We start from the raw sequence: 23,333 nt of genomic DNA, 5'->3' as shown, positions 1-23,333 counted from the left end.
GTTTGCACCTCTTACTTATTTAGCTCTTGTAAAAACCTCTCTTCATTCCAAACCTCAACATTATGTTTCTCCGCTTGTGCTAATTTCGAACCAGCCGCTTCACCTGCAACAACTAAATCCGTACTCTTACTAACACTTCCCGTTACTTTTCCACCTAATGCCTCAATCTTCTTCTTCGCTTCACTTCGCCCCATAACTTCTAGCTTACCTGTTAAAACAACCGTTTTTCCTGCGAAGTAAGATTCAACATTTTGTAAATCTGCAATTTTTATACCTTTGTATGTCATATTCACGCCATACTCTTTAAACTGCTGTAATAACTCTAATACATCTTCATTATCAAAATATGTCACAACAGATTGAGCCATTTTTTCGCCAATTTCATTAATTGCTTTTAGTTCTTCTTCCGTTGCTTTTACAAGCTCATCCATCGTTTCAAAGTGCTCTGCAAATGTACGTGCTGCTTTCGCTCCAACGTGGCGAATTCCAAGACCAAATAATAATCGCTCTAACGAGTTTTCTTTAGACTTTTCAATTGCTTGTATTAAGTTTGTTGCTGATTTTTCACCAAAACGTTCTAACTGTAATAATTGCTCTTTCGTCAATGCATATAAGTCAGCAAATGTACGAATATAATCTGCATCAAACAGTTGTGTAATGACACGTTCTCCAAGTCCATCAATATTCATTGCATTTCTTGAAACGAAATGGATTAACCCTTCTCGAATTTGAGCAGGACAAGTTGGATTTATACAACGAAGTGCTACTTCTTCTTCTAAACGAACAAGTTCACTCTCACATGCTGGACAATGAGTTGGCATGCGGTATTCTTCTTCCTCACCAGTACGCTTATCAAAAATAACGTTCACAACTTCAGGAATAATATCTCCAGCCTTCTTCACAACAACGTAGTCACCAATTCGAATGTCTTTTTCACGAATTAAATCTTCGTTATGTAAAGAAGCACGACGAACAATCGTACCAGCAACTCTCACTGGCTCTAGTTCTGCAGTCGGTGTTACAACTCCTGTTCGGCCAACACTTAATTCAATGCCTGTTAATCTCGTTACAACTTCTTCAGCCGGGAATTTATAAGCAATCGCCCATCTTGGACTCTTCGCTGTAGTTCCTAGACTTTCTTGAAGGGCAACATCATCTACTTTTATAACGATTCCATCAATCTCATAATCAAGATGCGGACGTTTTTCTTGCCATTCTTCTACATAAGCTATAACTTCTTCAATTGTTTCACATGTACGGCGATTTGGATTTGTCTTAAATCCAAGTTCACCTAAGAAATCAAGCGATTCACTATGTGATGGAATTGTTTTTTCTTCTACATTCGCAAGACCATACACAAACATAGATAAGTTACGCTTCGCTGCAATTTTCGGATCAAGTTGACGTATTGAACCTGCTGCTGCATTACGCGGATTCGCAAATACATCTTCTCCATTTTGCTCTTTTTCTTCATTTAGTTTAACGAATGAACGCTTCGGCATATAAGCTTCGCCTCGTGCTTCTAACGTTACTTCTTCATTTAAACGAAGTGGGATAGCTTTAATCGTTTTTAAATTTTGAGTAATATCTTCACCCGTTACACCATCACCACGTGTCGCCCCTTGAATGAAGCGTCCTTTTTCATAATGAAGCGAAACGGCAAGCCCGTCAATTTTTAATTCACATATATATCTTACATTCGCACCATCAATTCCTTGACGTACTCTTCTGTCGAAATCACGTAAATCTCCTTCGTTAAATGCATTTCCTAAACTTAACATTGGTGACTTATGTGTTACTTTTTCAAATATATCAAGAACAGTCCCCCCAACGCGAACGGAGGGAGAATCTTCACTCATAAACTCTGGGTTCTCTGCTTCTAATTTTATAAGCTCCTGCATATTACGGTCATATTCCGCATCAGAAACAGAAGGATTGTCTAATACGTGATATTGATAGTTAAATGTATTTAATAAATCACGCAGTTCTTCTATACGTTTTTTTGCTATCTCTTTTGACATATCCTCATTCCTTTCTATTGTTTCGTCACAGGTGCAAATTTTGCTAACAAACGTTTAACACCAATTGGGCTTGGGAATGCAATATCTAATTCTTTTGCATCACCTTCACCTTTTACACTTACAACTGTACCGACTCCCCATTTTTGGTGGGAAGCTTTATCTCCTACTGCCCAGCCAATTTGTTCGCCGCCTGTCGTCTTAGCTGCAGGGCGCGCGAAAGCTGAACGAGAGCGTGTTGTCGTTGTGATTGTCGTTTTGCCGCTACTTGCCGTTCTGCCTTTTGCACCAAACGATGTTTCACGCTTTGGCGCTGTTTCATTTAATGATTCCACTAGTTCTGTCGGGATTTCTGTAATGAATCGAGACGCAGCGTTCATACTTGTTCTACCAAATAAAGTACGCATTTGCGCGTTAGATAAATATAGCTCTTCTTCTGCACGGGTAATACCTACATAAGCAAGACGACGTTCTTCTTGCATTTCATCCTCTTCCATAAGAGAACGAGTATGAGGGAATATCCCTTCCTCTAAGCCAACAATAAAGACAACCGGGAACTCTAATCCTTTCGCTGAGTGCATCGTCATTAAAATAACTTCTTCACCAGCAGTTGGGTCTTCATCTACACGATCAATATCAGCAACAAGTGCTAAATCTGTTAAGAATGCAACAAGGCTCTTATCTTCGCTTTGAGATTCAAATGTTTGCGTAACAGATAAGAACTCGTCTAAGTTTTCTAAACGACCTTCCGCTTCTAAAGAACGTTCATTTTTCAACATATCGCGATAGCCTGTTTTTTCAATAACTTCTTCTACTAATTCTGTAACAGATAAATACTCTTGCATATTTACCCAGTTATTTAATAAATTCGCAAATTCTTTTACTGCCTTTGTAATTTTTGCACTTACTCCAACATGCTCAATTTCATCAAATACAGCAGTTAATGAAATTCCGTTTTGCACACCGTAATTAATAATTTTATCGATAGAAGTCGCACCAATACCACGCTTTGGCATGTTAATAATACGTGCAAAACTAATTTCATCATCTGGATTACCGATTAAACGTAAGTACGCCAAAATATCTTTAATCTCTTTACGATCGTAGAACTTCGTACCCCCGACAATTTTGTACGGAATGTTAGATTTAAGGAAAATCTCCTCGACCATACGAGACTGAGCATTCGTACGATATAACACTGCAAAATCAGTATATTTTCGTTTCCCCATTTGAATATCGTCACGAATTTTTTTCGCAACAAAATACGCTTCGTCCTTTTCAGTTGCAGCACGATAATACGAGATTTTACTTCCAACTTGATTGTCTGTCCATAATTTCTTCGGCTTACGATTCGTATTTTTTTCAATAACAGCATTCGCTGCATTTAAAATATTTTGTGACGAACGATAGTTTTGTTCTAACAAAATTACTTGTGCATTCTCATAGTCTTTTTCGAACGACAAAATGTTAGAAATATCTGCACCACGCCAGCGATAAATAGACTGGTCAGAGTCACCTACAACGCAAAGATTTTTAAAACGCGCTGCCAAATGTTTAACAAGAAGATATTGCGCTTTGTTCGTATCTTGATACTCATCAACGTGAATATATTGGAACTTACGCTGATAAAACTCTAATACTTCTGGAACACGTTCAAATAACTGAATCGTGGTCATAATTAAATCATCAAAGTCTAATGAATTATTTTTCAAAAGACGTTTTTGATACTCTGTGTATACATCGCTCGTTAATTTTTCATATGGATCAGCCATTGTAATTTTTTTTGCATATTTATCCGCAGATAACAGTTCATTTTTCGCATTACTAATACCCGCTAAAATAGAGCGCGGCTCAAATTTCTTCGGATCAATATTGCGCTCTTTCATAATTTTTTTGACTACAGTTAGCTGATCGCCTGAATCTAAGATTGTAAAGTTACGATTAATACCAATACGATCGATATCCCGTCGTAAAATACGTACACACATAGAGTGGAACGTCGAAATCCAAATATCTTCTGCTTCTGGTCCCACAAGTGTATCAATACGCTCACGCATTTCACGAGCTGCTTTATTTGTGAAGGTAATAGCTAGTACATTCCATGGTGCTACACCTTTTTCACCAAGTAAATACGCAATACGATGTGTTAACACACGTGTCTTACCACTACCTGCACCTGCCATTAATAGAAGTGGTCCATTCGTTGTTTGGACTGCTTTTTGTTGCTGTGGATTTAAACCGTTTAATAATCTATCTGTCATACTCATATACGCCTGCACCTACTCTCCTTTTACTGCTTTAACTGTTTTTAACGCCGATTTTATATCATCATAAATAATATTTCCAACAACTACTGTATCAGCATATTGTGCCATGTCTTTCGCCTGTTCTGCATTAGAAATACCACCGCCATAGTATAACTTAGCTTGTTTCAATTCTGCTTTTACATTTTTAACAAGTTCAACATCTCCATACGTACCGCTATATTCTAAATAAAATATCGGTAAATGTAATAACTTGTCTGCTAAACGAGCATATGCAATAACGTCATCTTCTGTTAAATCACATTTCGCTTCTGTAAGCTGGGCTACTTTCGCTTCTGGATTTAAAACACAATACCCTTCCATAAAAATTTCGTCCCAGTCCATAATATCCCCAAATTCTTTCAATGCCTCATGATGAACACCTGTTACCCATTCTACTTTTCGGCTATTTAAAACACTTGGGATGTAATAAAAATCAAATCCTGGTGTAATTGCTTCTACATCAGAAACCTCTAATACACAAGGAACTGCATATCTACGAATGCTAACTAGCATGTGTAATACGTTATCAATTGTAACTCCATCACTTCCGCCTACAATAACCGCATCAGTTCCAGACTCACAAATCATTTCTAAATGTTCATCGCTTAACTCCTTATTTGGATCAAGCTTAAATACATGTTTCCATCCGGAAATATCGTACATGAAAACACCCTTCCTTTTCTCTAGTTATATATATTTCTGTTCAAAATAACAGTTTATTTTCATCATTATTGTTTTAACTTCATCTTAAATATTTGTTTAAAACGGAGAATTAAGTTTGGAATTACCTCTTCCATATTTTTTAAACTAGAGGATTTAATTTTGAAGTTCCTTTTATGCATTCTTTCATTATAACAAAAAAAGTTACTTACACACACGCACATTCCAACATCTTTTTCCACGTCAAATGTTGGATTACATATCCCAAAAATCAAACGGGATACTAATAAAAGAAATAGTATTATCTATTTCAACTTTCATAAAAAGGAGTGTTTTTCTAATGAAGCAAAATATCGGGACAATAAACGCTCTAATTCGAATTACACTTGGGCTTGTCCTCTTCGGATGTAGTGCAACTAAACTTGTACGCAAGCCGTGGTGCACTTGGTCTAACATTTTTCTATGGATTGGTGCAATGAAAGTTGCAGAAGGAATTGTTCGTTTCTGCCCTGTTGTTGAAATGTGGAAATTCGGAAAATACATGAATATGGGGGCATTTAAAATGCCTAGCATGAATTTTGCTGAAAAAGGACATGCTAAAGAAGAAGTGAATCAAACTTCCACTCATGACAAGCCAAAGTCAAAAGGAAGTTATGACGCTTCTGACAAAGAGATTGAGTCAGCGATTGAAAATATAATCCTGGCAAAACCGCTTTGAATCATTTGTCACGATGCAAGATGCTCTCAAAGGGACTTAGCTGCTGCAGTGGGCGGTTAAGTCTTCTTTATTTTACCACAAAACAGAACGTACATTCTCTTTTTCGACCTTAAAATGTATATAAAAGATATCAATCAATAAAATTCAGAAAATTAGGTGCATACCTCTTGCTTAAAATGATATAAAAGTGATATCATTTTTATATCAGGAGGCGATCATATGAAAGAAAAACAAGTATTTTATGTAAATGGTTTTCTCGGTATTATTGGAATTTTGATTTTAGCTGCTATCGGTGTATTTTTCCTTGCACAAGAAATTTTCATAGGAGCGGCACTAACTATTATATTAGCCGCAGTTCTCGCTACAGGTATCGGTATTGTTCAACCGAATCAAGCGAAGGTTATTACGTTCTTCGGTAATTATTTAGGAACAATTCGTCAAAACGGTTTATTTTTAACGATTCCGTTCGCATTCCGTCAAACTGTATCTTTACGTGTTGAAAACTTTAACAGTAAAAAATTAAAAGTAAATGACGTTGATGGAAATCCAATTGAAATTGCAGCTGTTATCGTATATAAAGTTGTTGATTCTGCAAAAGCAATGTTTGGTGTTGAACATTATGATCGATTTGTAGAAATTCAAAGCGAAACGGCAATCCGCCATGTTGCAACAAAATATCCTTATGACAATTTCCAAGATGAAACCTGCGTTACGTTACGCGGAAATACTGAAGAAATCTCTGAAGAATTAAAACGTGAGTTAGAGGCGCGTCTTGAAATTGCTGGTGTAGAAGTATTAGAAACTCGTTTAACGCACTTAGCTTACGCAACAGAAATTGCCCATGCAATGCTACAACGCCAGCAAGCAAAAGCAGTATTAGCTGCTAGAAAAGAAATTGTTGAAGGTGCTGTGAAGATGGCGAAAGATTCCATCCATATGTTAGATGAAGAAGGCGTACTAGAACTCGATGACGAGCGTAAAGCAAATATGGTAAACAACTTATTAGTTGCCATCGTTTCAGATAAAGGTGCGCAACCAGTTATTAATACAGGAAGCCTGTACTAAGGGCTATAAGTAATTATGGCTAAAAAGAAAAGCTTTCCATTACGTATTGATCCTGAATTACACGCAGTCATCGAAAAATGGGCAAATGATGAATTTCGTAGCGTCAATGCACACATCGAGTATTTACTTCGAGAAATGGCAAAGCAAAAAGGGAAATTAAAAAAAGATAAAGATGCATAAAAAATCCCGCTGATTCCTCAGCGGGATTTTTACATATTAACTTTTCGTCATCTCATGCCCAATTGCACGATAGCCTATATCACTTCGATAAAATAGACCATCACTCTCAATTTTACCGATTTCTTTATATACTTTATCTTTTGCTTCTTGTAAACTATTTGCCTTACAAGCAACAAATAATACACGGCCACCGTTCGTTACAAAGTCCCCATGTTTCATTGCTGTACCTGCATGGAAAACAATCACATCTTGCAGTGCATCTAGCCCACTAATAATATCACCTTTTTTATATGCTTCTGGATATCCTTTAGAAGCAAGTACAACACCGATTACAGCTTCTTCTGACCATTGTAACGTTAGTTCACTTTCATCTAATACAGCGTTACATACGTCAACTAAATCATTTTCTAAGCGAGGTAATACAACTTCTGTTTCAGGATCACCGAAGCGTGCATTAAATTCAATTACCTTCGGACCATCATTTGTTAAAATAAGACCTGCGTATAAAATACCTGTAAACGAACGGTTTTCTGCAATCATCGCCTTAGCAGTTGGATGTAATACGGTTTGAATCGCTTCTTGAACTGCTGATTCTGGAATTTGTGGTACTGGAGAATATGCACCCATTCCGCCCGTATTTGGACCTTTATCACCATCAAAAGCTCTTTTATGATCTTGGGCGATTACCATTGGATGTACAGTTGTTCCATTCACGAATGCCATTAATGAAAATTCTTGTCCATCTAAAAACTCTTCAATAACGACCTTCTTACTTGCCGCGCCGAATTTCACATCTTGTAGCATTTCTTTCACAGCTTGTAATGCCTCTTCAAGCGTCATTGCTACCGTTACCCCTTTACCCGCAGCTAGGCCGTCAGCTTTAATAACGATTGGTGCACCAACTTTTTGAATGTACTGTACTGCTTCTTCATAATCTGTAAAAGTTTCGTACGCCGCAGTTGGAATATCATACTTTTTCATAAGCTCTTTTGTAAAAGCTTTACTACCTTCAATAACAGCAGCCTCTTTATTCGGACCAAATACGCGAAGTCCCTCTTCTTTAAAACAATCAACAATTCCATTCATAAGCGGAATTTCTGGTCCAACGAAAGTTAACTCAACATTATTCTCTTTTGCAAATAAAACTAATGCATCAAAATCATTTTCATCAATATCAACTGGTGTTGCAACATCTCTCATACCTTCATTACCTGGTGCTACATATACCTTTTCTACTTTTTCAGATTGTGCAAACTTCCAAGCTAAAGCATGCTCACGCCCACCGCGGCCAATTACTAAAACATTCATATTTCATCCCCCAATAATTAAATAAGTACAAACTAGAAGCTATGCTCCTAGTTTGCTTTTTCATATCAATAAAAGGTTATCTCGACCGGACTTTTTAAACATCCTCTATTAGTGTTTGAAATGACGTACGCCAGTGAACACCATAGCAATCCCATAAGTATCTGCCACTTTAATAGAATCTTCATCACGGATTGATCCGCCTGGTTGAATGATTGCTGTAATTCCTGCTTTTGCTGCTTCTTCTAATGTATCTGGCATTGGGAAGAAAGCATCAGATGCAAGTGCGCTACCTTGTGCTTTTTCACCAGCTTGTGTAATTGCGATTTTTGCAGAACCTACACGGTTCATCTGTCCCGCACCGACGCCAATTGTCATGTCATCTTTCGCTAAAACAATTGCGTTTGATTTCACATGTTTTACAACTTTCCAAGCTAGTTTTAAATCTTTCCATTCTTGCTCTGAAGGTTCACGTTTCGTTGGAATTGAAATTGTACTTTCATCTAATGATAACGTATCTTCTTCTTGAACGAGAAGTCCACCTTGTACAGAAGTTAGTTTTTTGCTTGCACTTGTCGCTTTTTCAATATTTATAGTTAATAAACGTAAGTTCTTCTTACTTTGCAACACTTCTAAAGCTTCTTGCGAGAACGAAGGTGCGATAACAATTTCTAAGAAAATTTCATGTAACTTTTCTGCTGTAGCTTTATCAATTTCACGATTTGCTGCAATAATACCGCCGAAGATTGATACTGGATCTGCTTCATAAGCACGAGTATATGCTTCGTGAATATTAGTTCCTACTCCAACACCACATGGATTCATATGCTTTACTGCTACTACTGCTGGTTCTGTAAATTCTTTTACGATGCTAAGCGCTGCGTCTGCATCATTAATATTGTTATACGATAATTCCTTACCGTGTAATTGTTCTGCGTATGCAACAGAAGACGTTGCTGCGAATGGCGCTTTATAGAAAGTTGCTTTTTGATGTGGGTTCTCGCCATAGCGTAAGTCTTGCTTTTTCTCAAATGTCACCGTTAATGTTTCTGGACTTTCTTCACCCATTTGCTCTGTTAAGTAGTTAGAAATTAACGCATCATACGCTGCTGTATGACGGAATACTTTCGCTGCTAGTTTACGTTTTGTTTCCTCTGCTACTTCACCGTTCTCTTTCAGTTCTGCTAACACAATATCATAATCTACTGGATCTACAATTACAGATACGAATTTATGATTTTTCGCAGCAGAGCGAATCATTGTCGGGCCACCGATATCAATATTTTCAATTGCATCAGCAAATGTTACATCAGGCTTAGCGATTGTTTCTTTAAATGGATATAAGTTAACAACAACAAAGTCAATTGGCTCCATACCTAATTCATTCATTTGTGTTACATGTGTTTCATTATCACGAACTGCTAATAGACTACCATGAATATTTGGATGTAACGTTTTCACACGGCCATCCATAATTTCAGGGAAACCAGTTACTTCAGAAATACCAATTACTTGTAAACCGTTTTCTTCTAGTAACTTTTTCGTACCACCTGTTGAAATAACTTCAATCCCTTGTTCTAGTAACCCTTTAACAAATTCTACTACTCCTGTTTTATCTGAAACACTTACTAATGCACGCTTTTTCATTTATCCTTCACCCCTGGTTGTATGTTAGTTAACAGTTGATTCTTTCACAGACTGAACAATTTGATTCACTGTATTTACGTATAATTTATGTTCAACTTGTTGAATTTTCTTTTGTAAACTTTCTCTCGTATCCCCTTCAGAAACAACCACTGCTTCTTGCGCAATAATTGGCCCTGTATCCATACCTGCATCTACATAATGAATTGTTACTCCAGTTACTTTCACACCTGCTTCTAACGCTTGACCGACAGCATCTTTACCCGGAAAGCTCGGTAGTAATGATGGATGAATATTAATAATCTTCCCGCCGTATGCTTCTAGTAACGTCGGCCCGATTAACCGCATATATCCAGCTAAAATAACATAATCAATTTCATATTCTTCTAGCTTCTTTAATATCTCTTTTTCAAATGCTTCTTTTGACTCATATGCTTTCGCTGAAAAAGCAAAACACGGAATATGATGATAATTTGCCCGTCCAACAGCGCGTGCTTCTGGTTTATCACATACTAATAAACTAATTTCTGCATCCAATCTTTTTTCTTCTACCGCATTAACGAGAGATTGAAAGTTAGATCCGCTTCCAGAAGCAAAAACTGCTAATCTACTCATAGTGCTGTGCCCCCATTAAAAGTAACGCCAGCTCCTTGTATAGTACGTCCAATAATACGAGCCATTTCTCCTTGCTCTTCAAGAAGACGAACAACATCTTTTGCATCTTCTTCCTTCACTGCTACTACCATACCAATACCCATGTTAAAAATATTGAACATTTCTTTTTCTTCCAGTTTTCCAACTTCTTGAAGCAAACTAAAGATCGGCTGAATTTCCCAAGATCCTAGTTCAATCTCAGCACCGATTCCTTCTGGCAACATGCGTGGAATATTTTCAATAAATCCGCCACCTGTAATATGCGCCATACCGTATACTTCATGTTTCTTCAATAGTTCTAAAATAGGTTTGACATAAATTTTCGTTGGTTTTAATAATTCTTCACCAAGAGGTAGTTCTAAGCGGCCATAAATACGCTCTAAAGATAGTTCTCCATCTTCTAGTAACACTTTTCGTACTAAAGAGTAACCATTGCTATGAATACCGCTAGATGCTAAGCCAATTAGCACGTGACCAGCTTCAATCTTTTCACCTGTTACAATTTTCTTTTTATCAACAATCCCAACTGTAAAACCAGCTAAATCATATTCTTCCGTAGAATACATTCCTGGCATTTCAGCTGTTTCTCCACCGATTAATGCACAACCAGCTTGGCGACAGCCCTCTGATATACCTTTGACGATGTTTTCAATTTTACTAGGTTCAGCTTTACCACAAGCAATATAATCAAGGAAGAAAAGCGGCTCTGCTCCTTGGACAACAATATCATTTACACACATCGCTACTGCATCAATACCAATTGTGTCATGTTTATCTGCCATAAAAGCGAGCATCAATTTCGTTCCCACGCCATCTGTTCCAGATACTAATACAGGTTCTTCTAATGCAAATTTTGATAGATCAAACATACCTCCAAAACCGCCTAAACCGCCTAGTACTTCTTTTCTCATAGTTGTTTGTACGTGTTTTTTCATGCGAGATACCGCTTCATATCCAGCTTCAATATCTACTCCTGCTTGCTTATATGCATTCGCCATCGTTATTTACACCTCGTCTTTTAATTTCTCCCCATCCAGGGCGGGCTATTTTAAGAAAGGAGCTAGCTTCTACATCAAAAGAAGTAGAAGCTTGTTTCACTTTTCTTATTTCATACTTTCTAAAAGCTCTTGCTCATAATCATAAAGAGCTGTTGGATAGTCCCCATTAAAGTAAGCCATGCATAGGCCACCATATTTCCCTTCATATGGACGTCCAATTGCATCTACTAATCCATCTTCGCTTAAAAATGTTAAAGAATCTGCTCCGATCATTTCACGGATTTCTTCTACTGTATGATTTGCTGCAATTAATTCTTTTCTCGTTTGAATATCAATGCCATAGAAACATGGATATTTCAGAGGTGGTGAAGCAATTCTTACGTGAACTTCTGTCGCTCCAGCTTCACGAAGCATACGAACAATTCGTTTACTTGTCGTTCCTCTTACGATAGAGTCATCAATCATAACAACTCGTTTCCCTTCAACTACACCTCTTACTGCGGAAAGCTTCATCTTAACCCCTTGCTCTCGCAGTTCCTGAGAAGGTTGAATAAACGTACGTCCAACGTAACGATTTTTAATTAATCCTAACTCATATGGAATACCTGTCGCCTCCGCATAGCCAATCGCAGCTGAAATACTAGAGTCTGGTACACCAGTAACAACATCTGCTTCAATAGGAGCTTCTGCCGCTAAACGTTTCCCCATATTCTTACGTGCTGCATGAACGTTAACGCCTGCAATATTAGAATCTGGTCGTGCAAAGTAAATGTATTCCATACTACAAATTGCATGTTCTACATCATTTGTGAAACGATCTACGTGAATTCCTTCATCATTAATGATAAGTAATTCACCCGGTTCTACATCACGAATGTATGTTGCACCTACTACATCAAAAGCACATGTTTCAGATGCTACAACGTAAGCATCCCCCATCTTTCCAATTGAAAGCGGACGGAACCCATTCGGATCTAATGCAACGATCATTTCATTTCCAGTTAGTAAAAGATACGCAAACGCACCTTTCACTTTGTTTAAAGCTTCTTTTACACTTTCAATTAAAGAATCTTTCGTACTACGTTTAATAAGATGTAAAAGTACTTCTGTATCTGAACTAGTTTGAAAAATACTGCCCTCTGCTTCTAATTCACGACGAAGCATTTTTGCGTTAATTAAATTTCCGTTATGAGCTAACGCCATACTATGATCGGAAAAACGGAACAACAATGGTTGAACGTTAGCAACTTCACTTCCACCAGCTGTTGCATATCGTACATGTCCGATTGCTGATTTTCCATTTAATCCTTCTAGCTCACCTCTTGAAAACACTTCTGATATTAAACCTAACCCCTTGTGACCGACGATTTTTTCCCCATTATTTACGACAATGCCTGCGCCTTCTTGCCCACGGTGCTGTAAACTGTGCAATCCGTAGTATGAAACTTGTGCTGCATTTTCATGCCCCCAAATTCCGAAAACGCCACATTCTTCGTTTAACCCCTTTATTTCAGCAAGCATGGGATTGCCCCTTTCCAAGCCTTTCTCATTTCATCTACATTTGCTGTAAGTAATACTTCATTTTCTTCATTATGAATTGTTACTTCATTTGTACTTGTTACTTCTCCAACTTGGATTGCTTCTACCACTTTCTCAAACGCCTCTTTATTTTCACGTTTTACAGTTATCACGAAGCGAGACTGTGATTCAGCGAATAATGCTGCTGTTGCTTCTCCATCTAATTTCACAGTAGCACCTAAGCCTTTAGCACCAATTGCACTTTCTGAAATCGCAACTGCTAAACCACCTTCAGCAACATCATGTGCAGATTGAACAAGACCAGCTTGAATTGCTTCTAATACTTGTTTTTGGCGTTTTAATTCTACATCTAAATCGATACTTGGTGATTGACCGAAAATTTTGCCGTGAATCATTTTCTGTAATTCACTTCCGCCAAACTCAGCTTTCGTCTCACCAATTACATACACTAAATCACCAGCTTGCTTAAACTCTTGTGTTGTTACATGTTTTAAGTCATGCACAAGTCCGACCATTCCAACAGTTGGTGTTGGATATACAGCTTCACCACTACGCTCGTTATACATCGATACGTTTCCGCCGATAACTGGTGTTTGTAATGTGCGACAAGCTTCACTCATACCGTCTACTGATTTCTCAATCTGCCAGAAGATTTCTGGTTTTTCTGGGTTACCGAAGTTTAAGCAATCTGTAATTGCAAGTGGCTCTCCGCCAGAACATACGATATTACGCGCTGCCTCTGCTACTGCAATTTTACCGCCCATCTCTGGGTCTAGATAAATGTAGCGAGAGTTACAATCTGTCGTCATTGCTAATCCTTTTTCTGTACCGCGTACACGTACAACTGCAGCATCTGAACCTGGCGTAACAACTGTGCTTGTGCGAACTTGGTAATCGTATTGATCGTATACCCACTCTTTACTTGCAATTGTTGGTTGCTGTAATAAAGCGAATAACGTTTCTTTATAATTTTCTACTTTTGGCGTTTCCATTTTCATTGCTTGGAATTCAGCAAAGTATGCTGCTTCTTTTGATGGCTTATGATAAATTGGTGCTTCTTCTGCTAAAGCATCTGCTGGAACTTCAGCTACCTTTTCACCTTTATGGAATAAACGAAGCATTTTATCTTCTGTTACTTTCCCCATCGTAACCGCTGCAAGACCATACTTCTCAAATAAATCTACTATTTCTTGTTCTCTACCTTTTTTCACGACAATTAACATACGCTCTTGTGATTCAGATAGCATCATTTCATATGGTGTCATTCCTGTTTCACGCTGTGGTACATCATCTAAGTACATTTCAATACCCATTCCTGCTTTACTTGCCATTTCTGCAGATGATGATGTTAAACCAGCCGCACCCATATCTTGAATTCCGACAAGTGCATCGGATTGAATTAATTCTAAACACGCTTCAATAAGAAGCTTTTCCATAAATGGATCCCCTACTTGAACCGCTGGACGTTTCGCTTCTGAGCTTTCAGATAGTTCTTCCGACGCGAATGTTGCACCGTGAATACCGTCACGACCAGTTGATGCTCCTACGTACATTACTGTGTTACCAGCACCGTGCGCTTGCCCTTTTTTAATGTCTTCGTGGTTAATCAAACCTACGCACATTGCATTTACAAGTGGATTTCCTTCATAACATGGATCAAATTGTACTTCGCCGCCAACAGTCGGAATACCGATGCAGTTACCGTATCCTGCAATTCCTGCTACTACTTCTTCGAATAAATATTTCACACGTGGTGACTGTAATTCACCGAAACGAAGTGAGTTTAATAGAGCTACCGGGCGTGCTCCCATAGAGAATACGTCACGAATAATACCACCAACACCTGTTGCAGCTCCTTGATATGGTTCAATAGCTGAAGGATGGTTATGACTTTCCATTTTAAATACAACTGCTTGATTATCACCGATATCTACAATTCCAGCACCTTCTCCAGGTCCTTGCAGAACGCGCTCACCTGTAGTTGGAAACTTACGAAGAACTGGTTTTGAATTTTTATAACTACAATGTTCAGACCACATTACAGAGAATAACCCTGTTTCTGTATAATTTGGCAGACGACCTAAAATCTTTTCAACCATGGCAAACTCTTCGTCTGTTAGCCCCATTTCCGCATATATACGCTCTTCTTTAATTTGTGTTGGATTTGGTTCAAGCATTAACGACATATGTTTCCCTCCACTGTTTTAAGATAGATTGAAAGACTTTTAACCCTTCAGCACCGCCAAGTAATTCATCTACAGCACGCTCTGGGTGCGGCATCATACCAAGTACATTTCCTTTTTCATTTACAATACCAGCAATATCTGAAACGCTACCGTTAGGGTTTTCTACGTAACGGAATGCGATTTGATTGTTCTCTTCTAATTGTTTAAGAGTCGCTTCATCACAATAGTAATTCCCCTCACCATGCGCGATTGGAATATTAATTATTTCATCTTTTTCATATTGTGATGTAAACATCGTTTCATTATTTTCAACACGTAACTGAACAGTGCGACACATAAATTTTAAGTTTTCGTTTCTTATTAACGCTCCTGGTAGTAATCCTGATTCAACAAGAATCTGGAATCCATTACATACACCTAAAATCGGCTTTCCTTGCTCAGCAGCTTTTTGCACTGCTTTCATTGCATTAGCAAAGCGAGAGATAGCACCGCAGCGTAAGTAGTCACCATAAGAAAATCCACCTGGTAGTAGAATTGCATCATATTCATCTAAATTCTCTGTATCGTGCCAAACGTAATCTACTTCTTCGCCAAGCTCATCTTTAATTGCATGGAACATATCGACATCACAGTTCGAACCCGGAAATACTATTACGGCAAATTTCACTGTGCGACAACCTCCTCAACTTCATAACGGAAGTCTTCCATTACAACGTTCGCTAATAGTTTTTCACACATTTCTTTTACCTTGCTATCTAAATCAGATACAGATTTATCAATTGTTAGTTCCATGTACTTTCCGATTCGAACGTCTTGTACTTCTGTGAATGAAAGACTATGAAGTGCTCCTTTTACTGCTGTTCCTTGTGGATCTAATACGCTTTCTCTTAATGTTACATATACCTTAACTTTATACATGTGAAATTCCCCCTAAACGTTTTAAAATCTCTTCATAAGCATCTGTTAAATTTCCAAGATCACGACGGAATACATCTTTATCAAACTTTTCATTGCTCGTTTCATCCCATAAACGGCAAGTATCTGGTGAAATTTCATCCGCTAAAATGATTTCTCCTTCTTCCGTTACACCAAACTCTAATTTGAAATCTACTAATCTTACACGACAGCTTGCGAAATGATCAATCAACACTTGATTGATTTGTAGAGCCATATCTCGTAATACACTTACTTGCTCTGGCGATGCAACGTTTAATACACGAATATGATCTTCCGTTACAAGCGGATCTCCTAAATCATCATCTTTGAAGTAAAATTCTACGATTGGTTCTGCAAGTACAGTTCCCTCTTCCATTCCTAATCGTTTTGAAAGACTTCCTGCAATTACATTTCTTGTGACAACTTCTAAAGGAATAATACTCACTTTTTTAACAAGTTGTTCTGTTTCAGATAACTTCTCAACAAAATGTGTTTTAATTCCCACTTCTTGTAACTTTCTGAACAATAAAGTTGTAATTTCATTGTTCAAACGACCTTTTCCTGTAATCGTCTCTTTTTTCTCCCCATTGAAAGCAGTCGCACTATCTTTGTACTCTACCCAAACCATATCTGCTGATTCTGTACGATAAATTCTTTTTGCCTTACCTTCATACAGCAATTCTAGCTTTTGCATTTCGCAAGCCCCCTGTAGTTTGAAAAATGTGAATAATATTTTTATAAAGAATGGCACAGAATGACTCTATTCTGTGCCATATGAAATTTTACGCTTCGTTTAATCCAAGGCGTTCAAAGATTGTATCAACGTGTTGCATATGATGCTCATAGTTGAAGCATTCATTAATCTCTTCTTGTGTTAACTTGCTTGTAATACGCTCATCAGCTTCTACAAGCTCTTTAAATTGTACTTGTGTTTCCCAAGCTTCCATCGCTTTAGGCTGTACGATATCATAAGCTTCTTCACGTACCATACCTTTGTCGATTAGTGTAAGCATTACGCGCTGAGAATAAATTAAGCCGTATGTTCTTGTCATATTACGTTTCATATTCTCTGGGTATACAGTTAAGTTTTTAACGATATTACCAAAGCGATTTAACATGTAATTTAATGCGATTGTAGCATCTGGTAAAATTACGCGTTCTGCCGAAGAGTGAGAAATGTCACGCTCATGCCATAATGGAACATTTTCGTAAGCTGTCATCATATAACCGCGGATAACACGAGCTAAACCAGTCATATTTTCAGAACCAATTGGATTACGTTTATGTGGCATTGCAGAAGAACCCTTTTGACCTTTTGCGAAAGCTTCTTCAACTTCACGTGTTTCACTCTTTTGTAAACCACGAATCTCAACTGCCATCTTTTCGATAGATGTTGCAATTAGTGCAAGTGTTGACATGTAGTGTGCGTGACGATCACGTTGCAATGTTTGTGTTGAAATTGGTGCTGCTTCTAATCCTAAATTTTCACAAACATATTTTTCTACGAATGGATCGATATTTGCATATGTACCAACCGCACCAGATAGTTTACCAACACGAACTGTATCAGCAGCTTGTTTGAAACGCTCTACGTTACGTTTCATCTCTTCATACCAAAGACCAAGTTTTAAACCAAATGTCGTTGGTTCTGCATGAACACCGTGTGTTCTTCCCATCATGATTGTGTATTTATGCTCTTTCGCTTTGTTAGCTAAAATGCTTACAAAGTTCTCTAAGTCTTTTAATATAATTTCATTCGCTTGTTTTAAGATGTAAGATAATGCTGTATCTACTACATCTGTAGATGTTAAACCGTAATGAACCCATTTACGTTCTTCGCCTAATGCTGGCGTTTCTGATACAGCACGAGTGAATGCAACTACGTCATGACGTGTTTCTTTTTCAATTTCATAAATACGATCAATATCAAATGATGCATGTTCACGAATTTTTTTAACATCTTCTTTTGGAATATCGCCAAGCTCAGCCCATGCTTCACAAGCTAAAATCTCAACTTCTAACCACGCTTTAAATTTGTTCTCTTCCGTCCAAATCGCACCCATTTCAGGGCGTGTATAACGACTAATCATCTTTTTCCCTCCAACAGTTGTTCTTGATGGTCCCAAATATGCAAACTCTTCGCTTTTTCTAGAGCGACTTCAATATTATCATTTAAAATATTAACATGCCCCATTTTTCGCTGTGCTTTTGCTTCTTCTTTTCCATACAAGTGTAAATAGCACCCGGTTAATCTATTCACTTGTCTTAGGACCCCTTCTATATGTTCGCCTAAAATGTTTACCATGACAACTGGTTTTAACAAATTTGTTTCTCCTAGAGGTAAATTACAGATTGCTCGAATATGTTGACCAAATTGACTCGTTTCACATGCATCCTGTGTATAGTGTCCTGAATTGTGAGGTCTTGGCGCTAATTCATTAATATAAATCTCACCATTATCTGTAGCAAACATCTCTACAGCTAGTGTTCCCACAAGTTCTAATTCATCCGCAAGTACCTTTGCATACGCAATTGCTTTTTGAGAAAGCTCTTCTGTAATGCGAGCTGGAACGATAGATTCATGTAAAATGTTATTTACATGAATATTTTCTGCTACTGGAAACACTTTTGTTTCACCACTTACACTACGAATCACAATAACTGATACTTCTTTTTCAAAAGGCACCCATTTCTCTAAAATACATTCTGCTTTATCCACAAGATTTCTTGCTGCCTCAACATCAGCTTCACTTCTTAAAACAACTTGCCCTTTCCCATCATATCCACCTGTCGTCGTTTTTAAGACGGAAGGGAATGATAACCCAGCAATTGCTTCTGTAAGCTGATCTTGATTTTGAACTAATCTATACGTTGCTACTGGTAACCCAGCCTTCTCAATCGCATTCTTTTCTGTAAAACGATTTTGCGTTGTATTTAACAACTGACTACCTTGTGGTAAGTACGCATGTTTTTCAAGCCATTGTAAACATCTATAATCAATATTCTCAAATTCATATGTGACAACATCACTTATCTCTGCTAAATGCTGAATTGCTTTTAAATCATCATATGGTGCAACAATTTCAATATCAGCAACTTGTGCACATGGCGAATGCTTTGTAGGATCTAAAACAGCAATTTTATATCCCATCTCCTTAGCTGCCAATGCCATCATTCTTCCTAGCTGGCCGCCTCCAATAATACCGATTGTTTTTCCAGGTAAAATGATTCTCGTCATACTAGCTCACTACCTTCACGCACATCTTTTTCAATCGCTTCTCGTCTCAATTCTAATGCATCATGTATATCATCATGAAATGATCCAAGTATTTGTGCGGCAAGTAATCCAGCATTCGTTGAACCGGCTTTACCAATTGCAACAGTTGCAACTGGAACACCTCCTGGCATTTGGGCGATGGATAATAATGAATCTAAGCCGTTTAATGCTTTTGATTGAACTGGAACTCCAATTACAGGAAGATTTGTCTTCGCTGCAACCATTCCTGGTAAATGTGCTGCTCCACCAGCTCCAGCAATAATAACTTTCAATCCACGTTCACGAGCCGTCTCTGCATATTCAAACATATAATCCGGAGTCCGATGAGCGGATACAACTTTTTTCTCATACGGTATATTTAATTCATCTAAAATGTCACAAGCATATTTCATTGTTTCCCAGTCTGACGTACTTCCCATTATGACTCCAACTAGTGATTTCATATTAGAATCCCCCCGATTCAAATAAAAAAAGCCTGAAATAGAACAGTTTCTCTTTTACTATGAGAGAAAGCGCTCTACTCAGGCATACGTATCCCTTGTGAATAGAAAAATACCGAGTGACTTTCCCTCATAGTCTAACGAATAACGGTCGTTAGGTAGAGACTTGCAGGCCATATCCCCGCGATTATATGAGGTCTTATATTATTGTTTCTATGGCTATATTAACAATATTTCATAAACAATGTCAATAAATAATCGAATGTTTTTTTATTAGCAGTCAATAACGTTCGTGTTTTAGTTATATTCAAAAGAAGAATTGCAACTATATACAAGAAGAAAAGGGAATTAGAATATATATTTCTAGAGATCTATTTTATGTATTTATCGTTTAAATAGCACTTCAGTATGTTTTTAATCAAAATATATATACTCTTGTATTATTATAACGATTTAATTTCTAAGGAGGATAACTGTTAAAGAAAGAACTATGCTATTATCCTATTTATTTTTCTCTATTGCAGTAATTTCTGTAATTATTAAATATTTATTTATAGCACCTCATTATTTAAAATATATACTTATGATAGAAATAATGTGTCCTATTTTAAGTATTACTTTAGCGACATTAGGAAAATCAGGAACACAAAAAATCATTACTATTATTTTAAAGAGTCTCTATTTCATTCTTTTTTCGTCTGTAGCTTTATTAAATTTATGGATTATAGCATTCGGTAAATAAAAATAAACACAAAAAAACCTAAGTCAAAATAACTTAGGTTCTTGCTTGGCGACGTCCTACTCTCACAGGGACAAGGTCCCAACTACCATCGGCGCTAGAGAGCTTAACTTCCGTGTTCGGTATGGGAACGGGTGTGACCTCTCTGCCATCATCACCAAACTATGAAGGCATATTCCTTCAAAACTAGATAACATTTGCTACATATTATATGGTTAAGTCCTCGATCTATTAGTATTCGTCAGCTCCACATGTCACCATGCTTCCACCTCGAACCTATCAACCTGATCATCTTTCAGGGATCTTACTAGCTTACGCTATGGGAAATCTCATCTTGAGGGGGGCTTCATGCTTAGATGCTTTCAGCACTTATCCCTTCCGCACATAGCTACCCAGCTATGCCCTTGGCAGAACAACTGGTACACCAGCGGTGCGTCCATCCCGGTCCTCTCGTACTAAGGACAGCTCCTCTCAAATTTCCTACGCCCACGACGGATAGGGACCGAACTGTCTCACGACGTTCTGAACCCAGCTCGCGTACCGCTTTAATGGGCGAACAGCCCAACCCTTGGGACCGACTACAGCCCCAGGATGCGATGAGCCGACATCGAGGTGCCAAACCTCCCCGTCGATGTGGACTCTTGGGGGAGATAAGCCTGTTATCCCCGGGGTAGCTTTTATCCGTTGAGCGATGGCCCTTCCATGCGGAACCACCGGATCACTAAGCCCGACTTTCGTCCCTGCTCGACTTGTAGGTCTCGCAGTCAAGCTCCCTTATGCCTTTGCACTCTACGAATGATTTCCAACCATTCTGAGGGAACCTTTGGGCGCCTCCGTTACACTTTAGGAGGCGACCGCCCCAGTCAAACTGCCCACCTGACACTGTCTCCCGGGTCGATAAGACCCGTAGGTTAGAATTTCAATACAGTCAGGGCGGTATCCCACCAGCGCCTCCACCGAAGCTAGCGCTCCGGTTTCAATGGCTCCCGCCTATCCTGTACAAACTGTACCAAAATTCAATATCAGGCTACAGTAAAGCTCCACGGGGTCTTTCCGTCCTGTCGCGGGTAACCTGCATCTTCACAGGTACTATAATTTCACCGAGTCTCTGGTTGAGACAGTGCCCAAATCGTTACACCTTTCGTGCGGGTCGGAACTTACCCGACAAGGAATTTCGCTACCTTAGGACCGTTATAGTTACGGCCGCCGTTTACTGGGGCTTCAGTTCAGAGCTTCGCTTACGCTAACCCCTCTCCTTAACCTTCCAGCACCGGGCAGGTGTCACCCCCTATACTTCGCCTTACGGCTTCGCAGAGAGCTGTGTTTTTGCTAAACAGTCGCTTGGGCCTATTCACTGCGGCTTTCCGTTAAGAAAGCACCCCTTCTCCCGAAGTTACGGGGTCATTTTGCCGAGTTCCTTAACCAGAGTTCTCTCGCACACCTTAGGATTCTCTCCTCGCCTACCTGTGTCGGTTTGCGGTACAGGCACCTTTTATCTCGCTAGAAGCTTTTCTTGGCAGCGGGGAATCAAAGACTTCGCTCCATAAGGAGCTTCCCCATCACAGCTCAGCCTTCACGATAAGCGGATTTGCCTACTTATCAGCCTAACTGCTTGGACGTGCACAACCAATCGCACGCTTCTTCTATCCTTCTGCGTCCCTCCATTGCTCAAACGATAAAGAGGTGGTACAGGAATATCAACCTGTTGTCCATCGCCTACGCCTGTCGGCCTCGGCTTAGGTCCTGACTAACCCTGAGCGGACGAGCCTTCCTCAGGAAACCTTAGGCATTCGGTGGACGGGATTCTCACCCGTCTTTCGCTACTCATACCGGCATTCTCACTTCTAAGCACTCCACCAGTCCTTCCGGTCTGACTTCACTGTCCTTAGAACGCTCCCCTACCACTGATACCATTGGTATCAATCCGCAGCTTCGGTGGTGTATTTAGCCCCGGTACATTTTCGGCGCAGAGTCACTCGACTAGTGAGCTATTACGCACTCTTTAAATGGTGGCTGCTTCTAAGCCAACATCCTAGTTGTCTAAGCAACTCCACATCCTTTTCCACTTAATACACACTTTGGGACCTTAGCTGGCGGTCTGGGCTGTTTCCCTTTTGACTACGGATCTTATCACTCGCAGTCTGACTCCTAAGGATAAGTCATTGGCATTCGGAGTTTGACTGAATTCGGTAATCCGATGAGGACCCCTAGTCCAATCAGTGCTCTACCTCCAAGACTCTTACACTTAAGGCTAGCCCTAAAGCTATTTCGGGGAGAACCAGCTATCTCCAGGTTCGATTGGAATTTCTCCGCTACCCACACCTCATCCCCGCACTTTTCAACGTGCGTGGGTTCGGGCCTCCATTCAGTGTTACCTGAACTTCACCCTGGACATGGGTAGATCACCTGGTTTCGGGTCTACGACCACGTACTAAACGCCCTATTCAGACTCGCTTTCGCTGCGGCTCCGCCTCTTCAGCTTAACCTCGCACGGGATCGTAACTCGCCGGTTCATTCTACAAAAGGCACGCCATCACCCGTTAACGGGCTCTGACTATTTGTAGGCACACGGTTTCAGGATCTCTTTCACTCCCCTTCCGGGGTGCTTTTCACCTTTCCCTCACGGTACTGGTTCACTATCGATCACTAGGGAGTATTTAGCCTTGGG

At 39.1% G+C, this 23,333-nt stretch carries 19 protein-coding genes, 2 rRNA genes and 1 riboswitch (1 of these 22 cut by a window edge); of the genes, 4 read left to right on the top strand and 17 right to left on the bottom strand.

Translation table 11 applies throughout. The annotated features are described in order from the left end of the window. Nucleotides 1–11 precede the first annotated feature (11 nt). Genes ligA through V6946_RS01700 form a run of 3 tightly spaced genes read right to left on the bottom strand, consistent with a single transcriptional unit; the run spans nucleotide 12 to nucleotide 4,987 of the window. Nucleotides 12–2,021, bottom strand: coding sequence for an NAD-dependent DNA ligase LigA (gene ligA, locus V6946_RS01710; protein ID WP_086388541.1), 2,010 nt, complete (start codon nucleotides 2,019–2,021; stop codon nucleotides 12–14). 14 nt (nucleotides 2,022–2,035) lie between these two features. Further along, entirely contained in the window at nucleotides 2,036–4,285 is a 2,250-nt protein-coding gene (gene pcrA, locus V6946_RS01705; RefSeq protein WP_002164784.1) for a DNA helicase PcrA, read from the bottom strand. Between the two features lie 12 nt (nucleotides 4,286–4,297). Then, a complete protein-coding gene (locus V6946_RS01700) occupies nucleotides 4,298–4,987 on the bottom strand; it encodes a heptaprenylglyceryl phosphate synthase (protein ID WP_000272097.1) in 690 nt (229 codons plus the stop codon). A gap of 337 nt (nucleotides 4,988–5,324) precedes the next feature. Between V6946_RS01700 and V6946_RS01695 the strand changes: the two genes are divergently transcribed. The 3 genes from V6946_RS01695 (at nucleotide 5,325) to V6946_RS01685 (ending at nucleotide 6,947) form a co-directional block, all read left to right on the top strand. Further along, a complete protein-coding gene (locus V6946_RS01695) occupies nucleotides 5,325–5,702 on the top strand; it encodes a DUF2892 domain-containing protein (RefSeq protein ID WP_000812346.1) in 378 nt (125 codons plus the stop codon). 219 nt (nucleotides 5,703–5,921) lie between these two features. Further along, on the top strand, nucleotides 5,922–6,767 hold the full coding sequence (locus V6946_RS01690; protein ID WP_000660669.1) for an SPFH domain-containing protein: 846 nt from the start codon (nucleotides 5,922–5,924) through the stop codon (nucleotides 6,765–6,767). A gap of 15 nt (nucleotides 6,768–6,782) precedes the next feature. Beyond that, nucleotides 6,783–6,947, top strand: a complete 165-nt coding sequence (locus tag V6946_RS01685; protein ID WP_001085171.1) for a toxin-antitoxin system HicB family antitoxin — start codon at nucleotides 6,783–6,785, stop codon at nucleotides 6,945–6,947. A gap of 36 nt (nucleotides 6,948–6,983) precedes the next feature. Here V6946_RS01685 and purD read toward each other — a convergent pair whose 3' ends face one another. The 12 genes from purD to purE all read right to left on the bottom strand — a co-directional run bounded on the left by purD (nucleotide 6,984) and on the right by purE (nucleotide 19,929). After that, nucleotides 6,984–8,255, bottom strand: coding sequence for a phosphoribosylamine--glycine ligase (gene purD / locus V6946_RS01680; protein ID WP_006926239.1), 1,272 nt, complete (start codon nucleotides 8,253–8,255; stop codon nucleotides 6,984–6,986). A 108-nt stretch (nucleotides 8,256–8,363) separates the two neighbouring features. Further along, entirely contained in the window at nucleotides 8,364–9,899 is a 1,536-nt protein-coding gene (gene purH / locus V6946_RS01675; RefSeq protein WP_366982050.1) for a bifunctional phosphoribosylaminoimidazolecarboxamide formyltransferase/IMP cyclohydrolase, read from the bottom strand. A gap of 24 nt (nucleotides 9,900–9,923) precedes the next feature. Further along, entirely contained in the window at nucleotides 9,924–10,511 is a 588-nt protein-coding gene (gene purN / locus V6946_RS01670; RefSeq protein WP_000088589.1) for a phosphoribosylglycinamide formyltransferase, read from the bottom strand. Then, a complete protein-coding gene (gene purM / locus V6946_RS01665) occupies nucleotides 10,508–11,548 on the bottom strand; it encodes a phosphoribosylformylglycinamidine cyclo-ligase (RefSeq protein WP_001262439.1) in 1,041 nt (346 codons plus the stop codon). Before purM ends, purN begins: the two co-directional genes overlap by 4 nt. 105 nt (nucleotides 11,549–11,653) lie before the next feature. Then, entirely contained in the window at nucleotides 11,654–13,069 is a 1,416-nt protein-coding gene (gene purF, locus V6946_RS01660; RefSeq protein WP_000879025.1) for an amidophosphoribosyltransferase, read from the bottom strand. Next, the gene (purL, locus tag V6946_RS01655) at nucleotides 13,054–15,273 is read right to left on the bottom strand and encodes a phosphoribosylformylglycinamidine synthase II (RefSeq protein ID WP_000055564.1); all 2,220 of its coding nucleotides are present in this window, start codon (nucleotides 15,271–15,273) and stop codon (nucleotides 13,054–13,056) included. Before purL ends, purF begins: the two co-directional genes overlap by 16 nt. Then, a complete protein-coding gene (gene purQ / locus V6946_RS01650) occupies nucleotides 15,257–15,940 on the bottom strand; it encodes a phosphoribosylformylglycinamidine synthase subunit PurQ (protein ID WP_000666774.1) in 684 nt (227 codons plus the stop codon). Before purQ ends, purL begins: the two co-directional genes overlap by 17 nt. Next, complete coding sequence (gene purS / locus V6946_RS01645; RefSeq protein ID WP_000278823.1) at nucleotides 15,937–16,191, bottom strand: phosphoribosylformylglycinamidine synthase subunit PurS; 255 nt, start codon at nucleotides 16,189–16,191, stop codon at nucleotides 15,937–15,939. Before purS ends, purQ begins: the two co-directional genes overlap by 4 nt. After that, nucleotides 16,184–16,903, bottom strand: a complete 720-nt coding sequence (purC, locus tag V6946_RS01640; protein ID WP_001170544.1) for a phosphoribosylaminoimidazolesuccinocarboxamide synthase — start codon at nucleotides 16,901–16,903, stop codon at nucleotides 16,184–16,186. The genes purS and purC overlap by 8 nt, the downstream gene beginning before the upstream one ends. 88 nt (nucleotides 16,904–16,991) lie before the next feature. Next, a complete protein-coding gene (purB, locus tag V6946_RS01635; RefSeq protein ID WP_000625682.1) occupies nucleotides 16,992–18,299 on the bottom strand; it encodes an adenylosuccinate lyase in 1,308 nt (435 codons plus the stop codon). Then, nucleotides 18,296–19,447, bottom strand: a complete 1,152-nt coding sequence (gene purK / locus V6946_RS01630; protein ID WP_000196774.1) for a 5-(carboxyamino)imidazole ribonucleotide synthase — start codon at nucleotides 19,445–19,447, stop codon at nucleotides 18,296–18,298. The genes purB and purK overlap by 4 nt, the downstream gene beginning before the upstream one ends. Continuing rightward, on the bottom strand, nucleotides 19,444–19,929 hold the full coding sequence (gene purE, locus V6946_RS01625; protein ID WP_000839365.1) for a 5-(carboxyamino)imidazole ribonucleotide mutase: 486 nt from the start codon (nucleotides 19,927–19,929) through the stop codon (nucleotides 19,444–19,446). The genes purK and purE overlap by 4 nt, the downstream gene beginning before the upstream one ends. A 110-nt stretch (nucleotides 19,930–20,039) precedes the next feature. Continuing rightward, a riboswitch (purine riboswitch) is annotated at nucleotides 20,040–20,141 on the bottom strand. 275 nt (nucleotides 20,142–20,416) lie between these two features. Between purE and V6946_RS01620 the strand changes: the two genes are divergently transcribed. Then, entirely contained in the window at nucleotides 20,417–20,668 is a 252-nt protein-coding gene (locus V6946_RS01620; protein ID WP_016121498.1) for a hypothetical protein, read from the top strand. A gap of 43 nt (nucleotides 20,669–20,711) precedes the next feature. Here the strand turns inward: V6946_RS01620 and rrf are convergent. Beyond that, nucleotides 20,712–20,827, bottom strand: a 5S ribosomal RNA gene (gene rrf, locus V6946_RS01615). Nucleotides 20,828–20,875: 48 nt separating this feature from the next. After that, nucleotides 20,876–23,333, bottom strand: a 23S ribosomal RNA gene (locus V6946_RS01610) (it continues 446 nt past the right edge of the window).

Source organism: Bacillus sp. PPSBB_2 (assembly GCF_045291115.1).
GTDB classification, from domain to species: domain Bacteria; phylum Bacillota; class Bacilli; order Bacillales; family Bacillaceae_G; genus Bacillus_A; species Bacillus_A cereus.
Note: the sequence above shows the minus strand (reverse complement) of the source record. Positions and strands in the feature narration are given on the sequence as shown.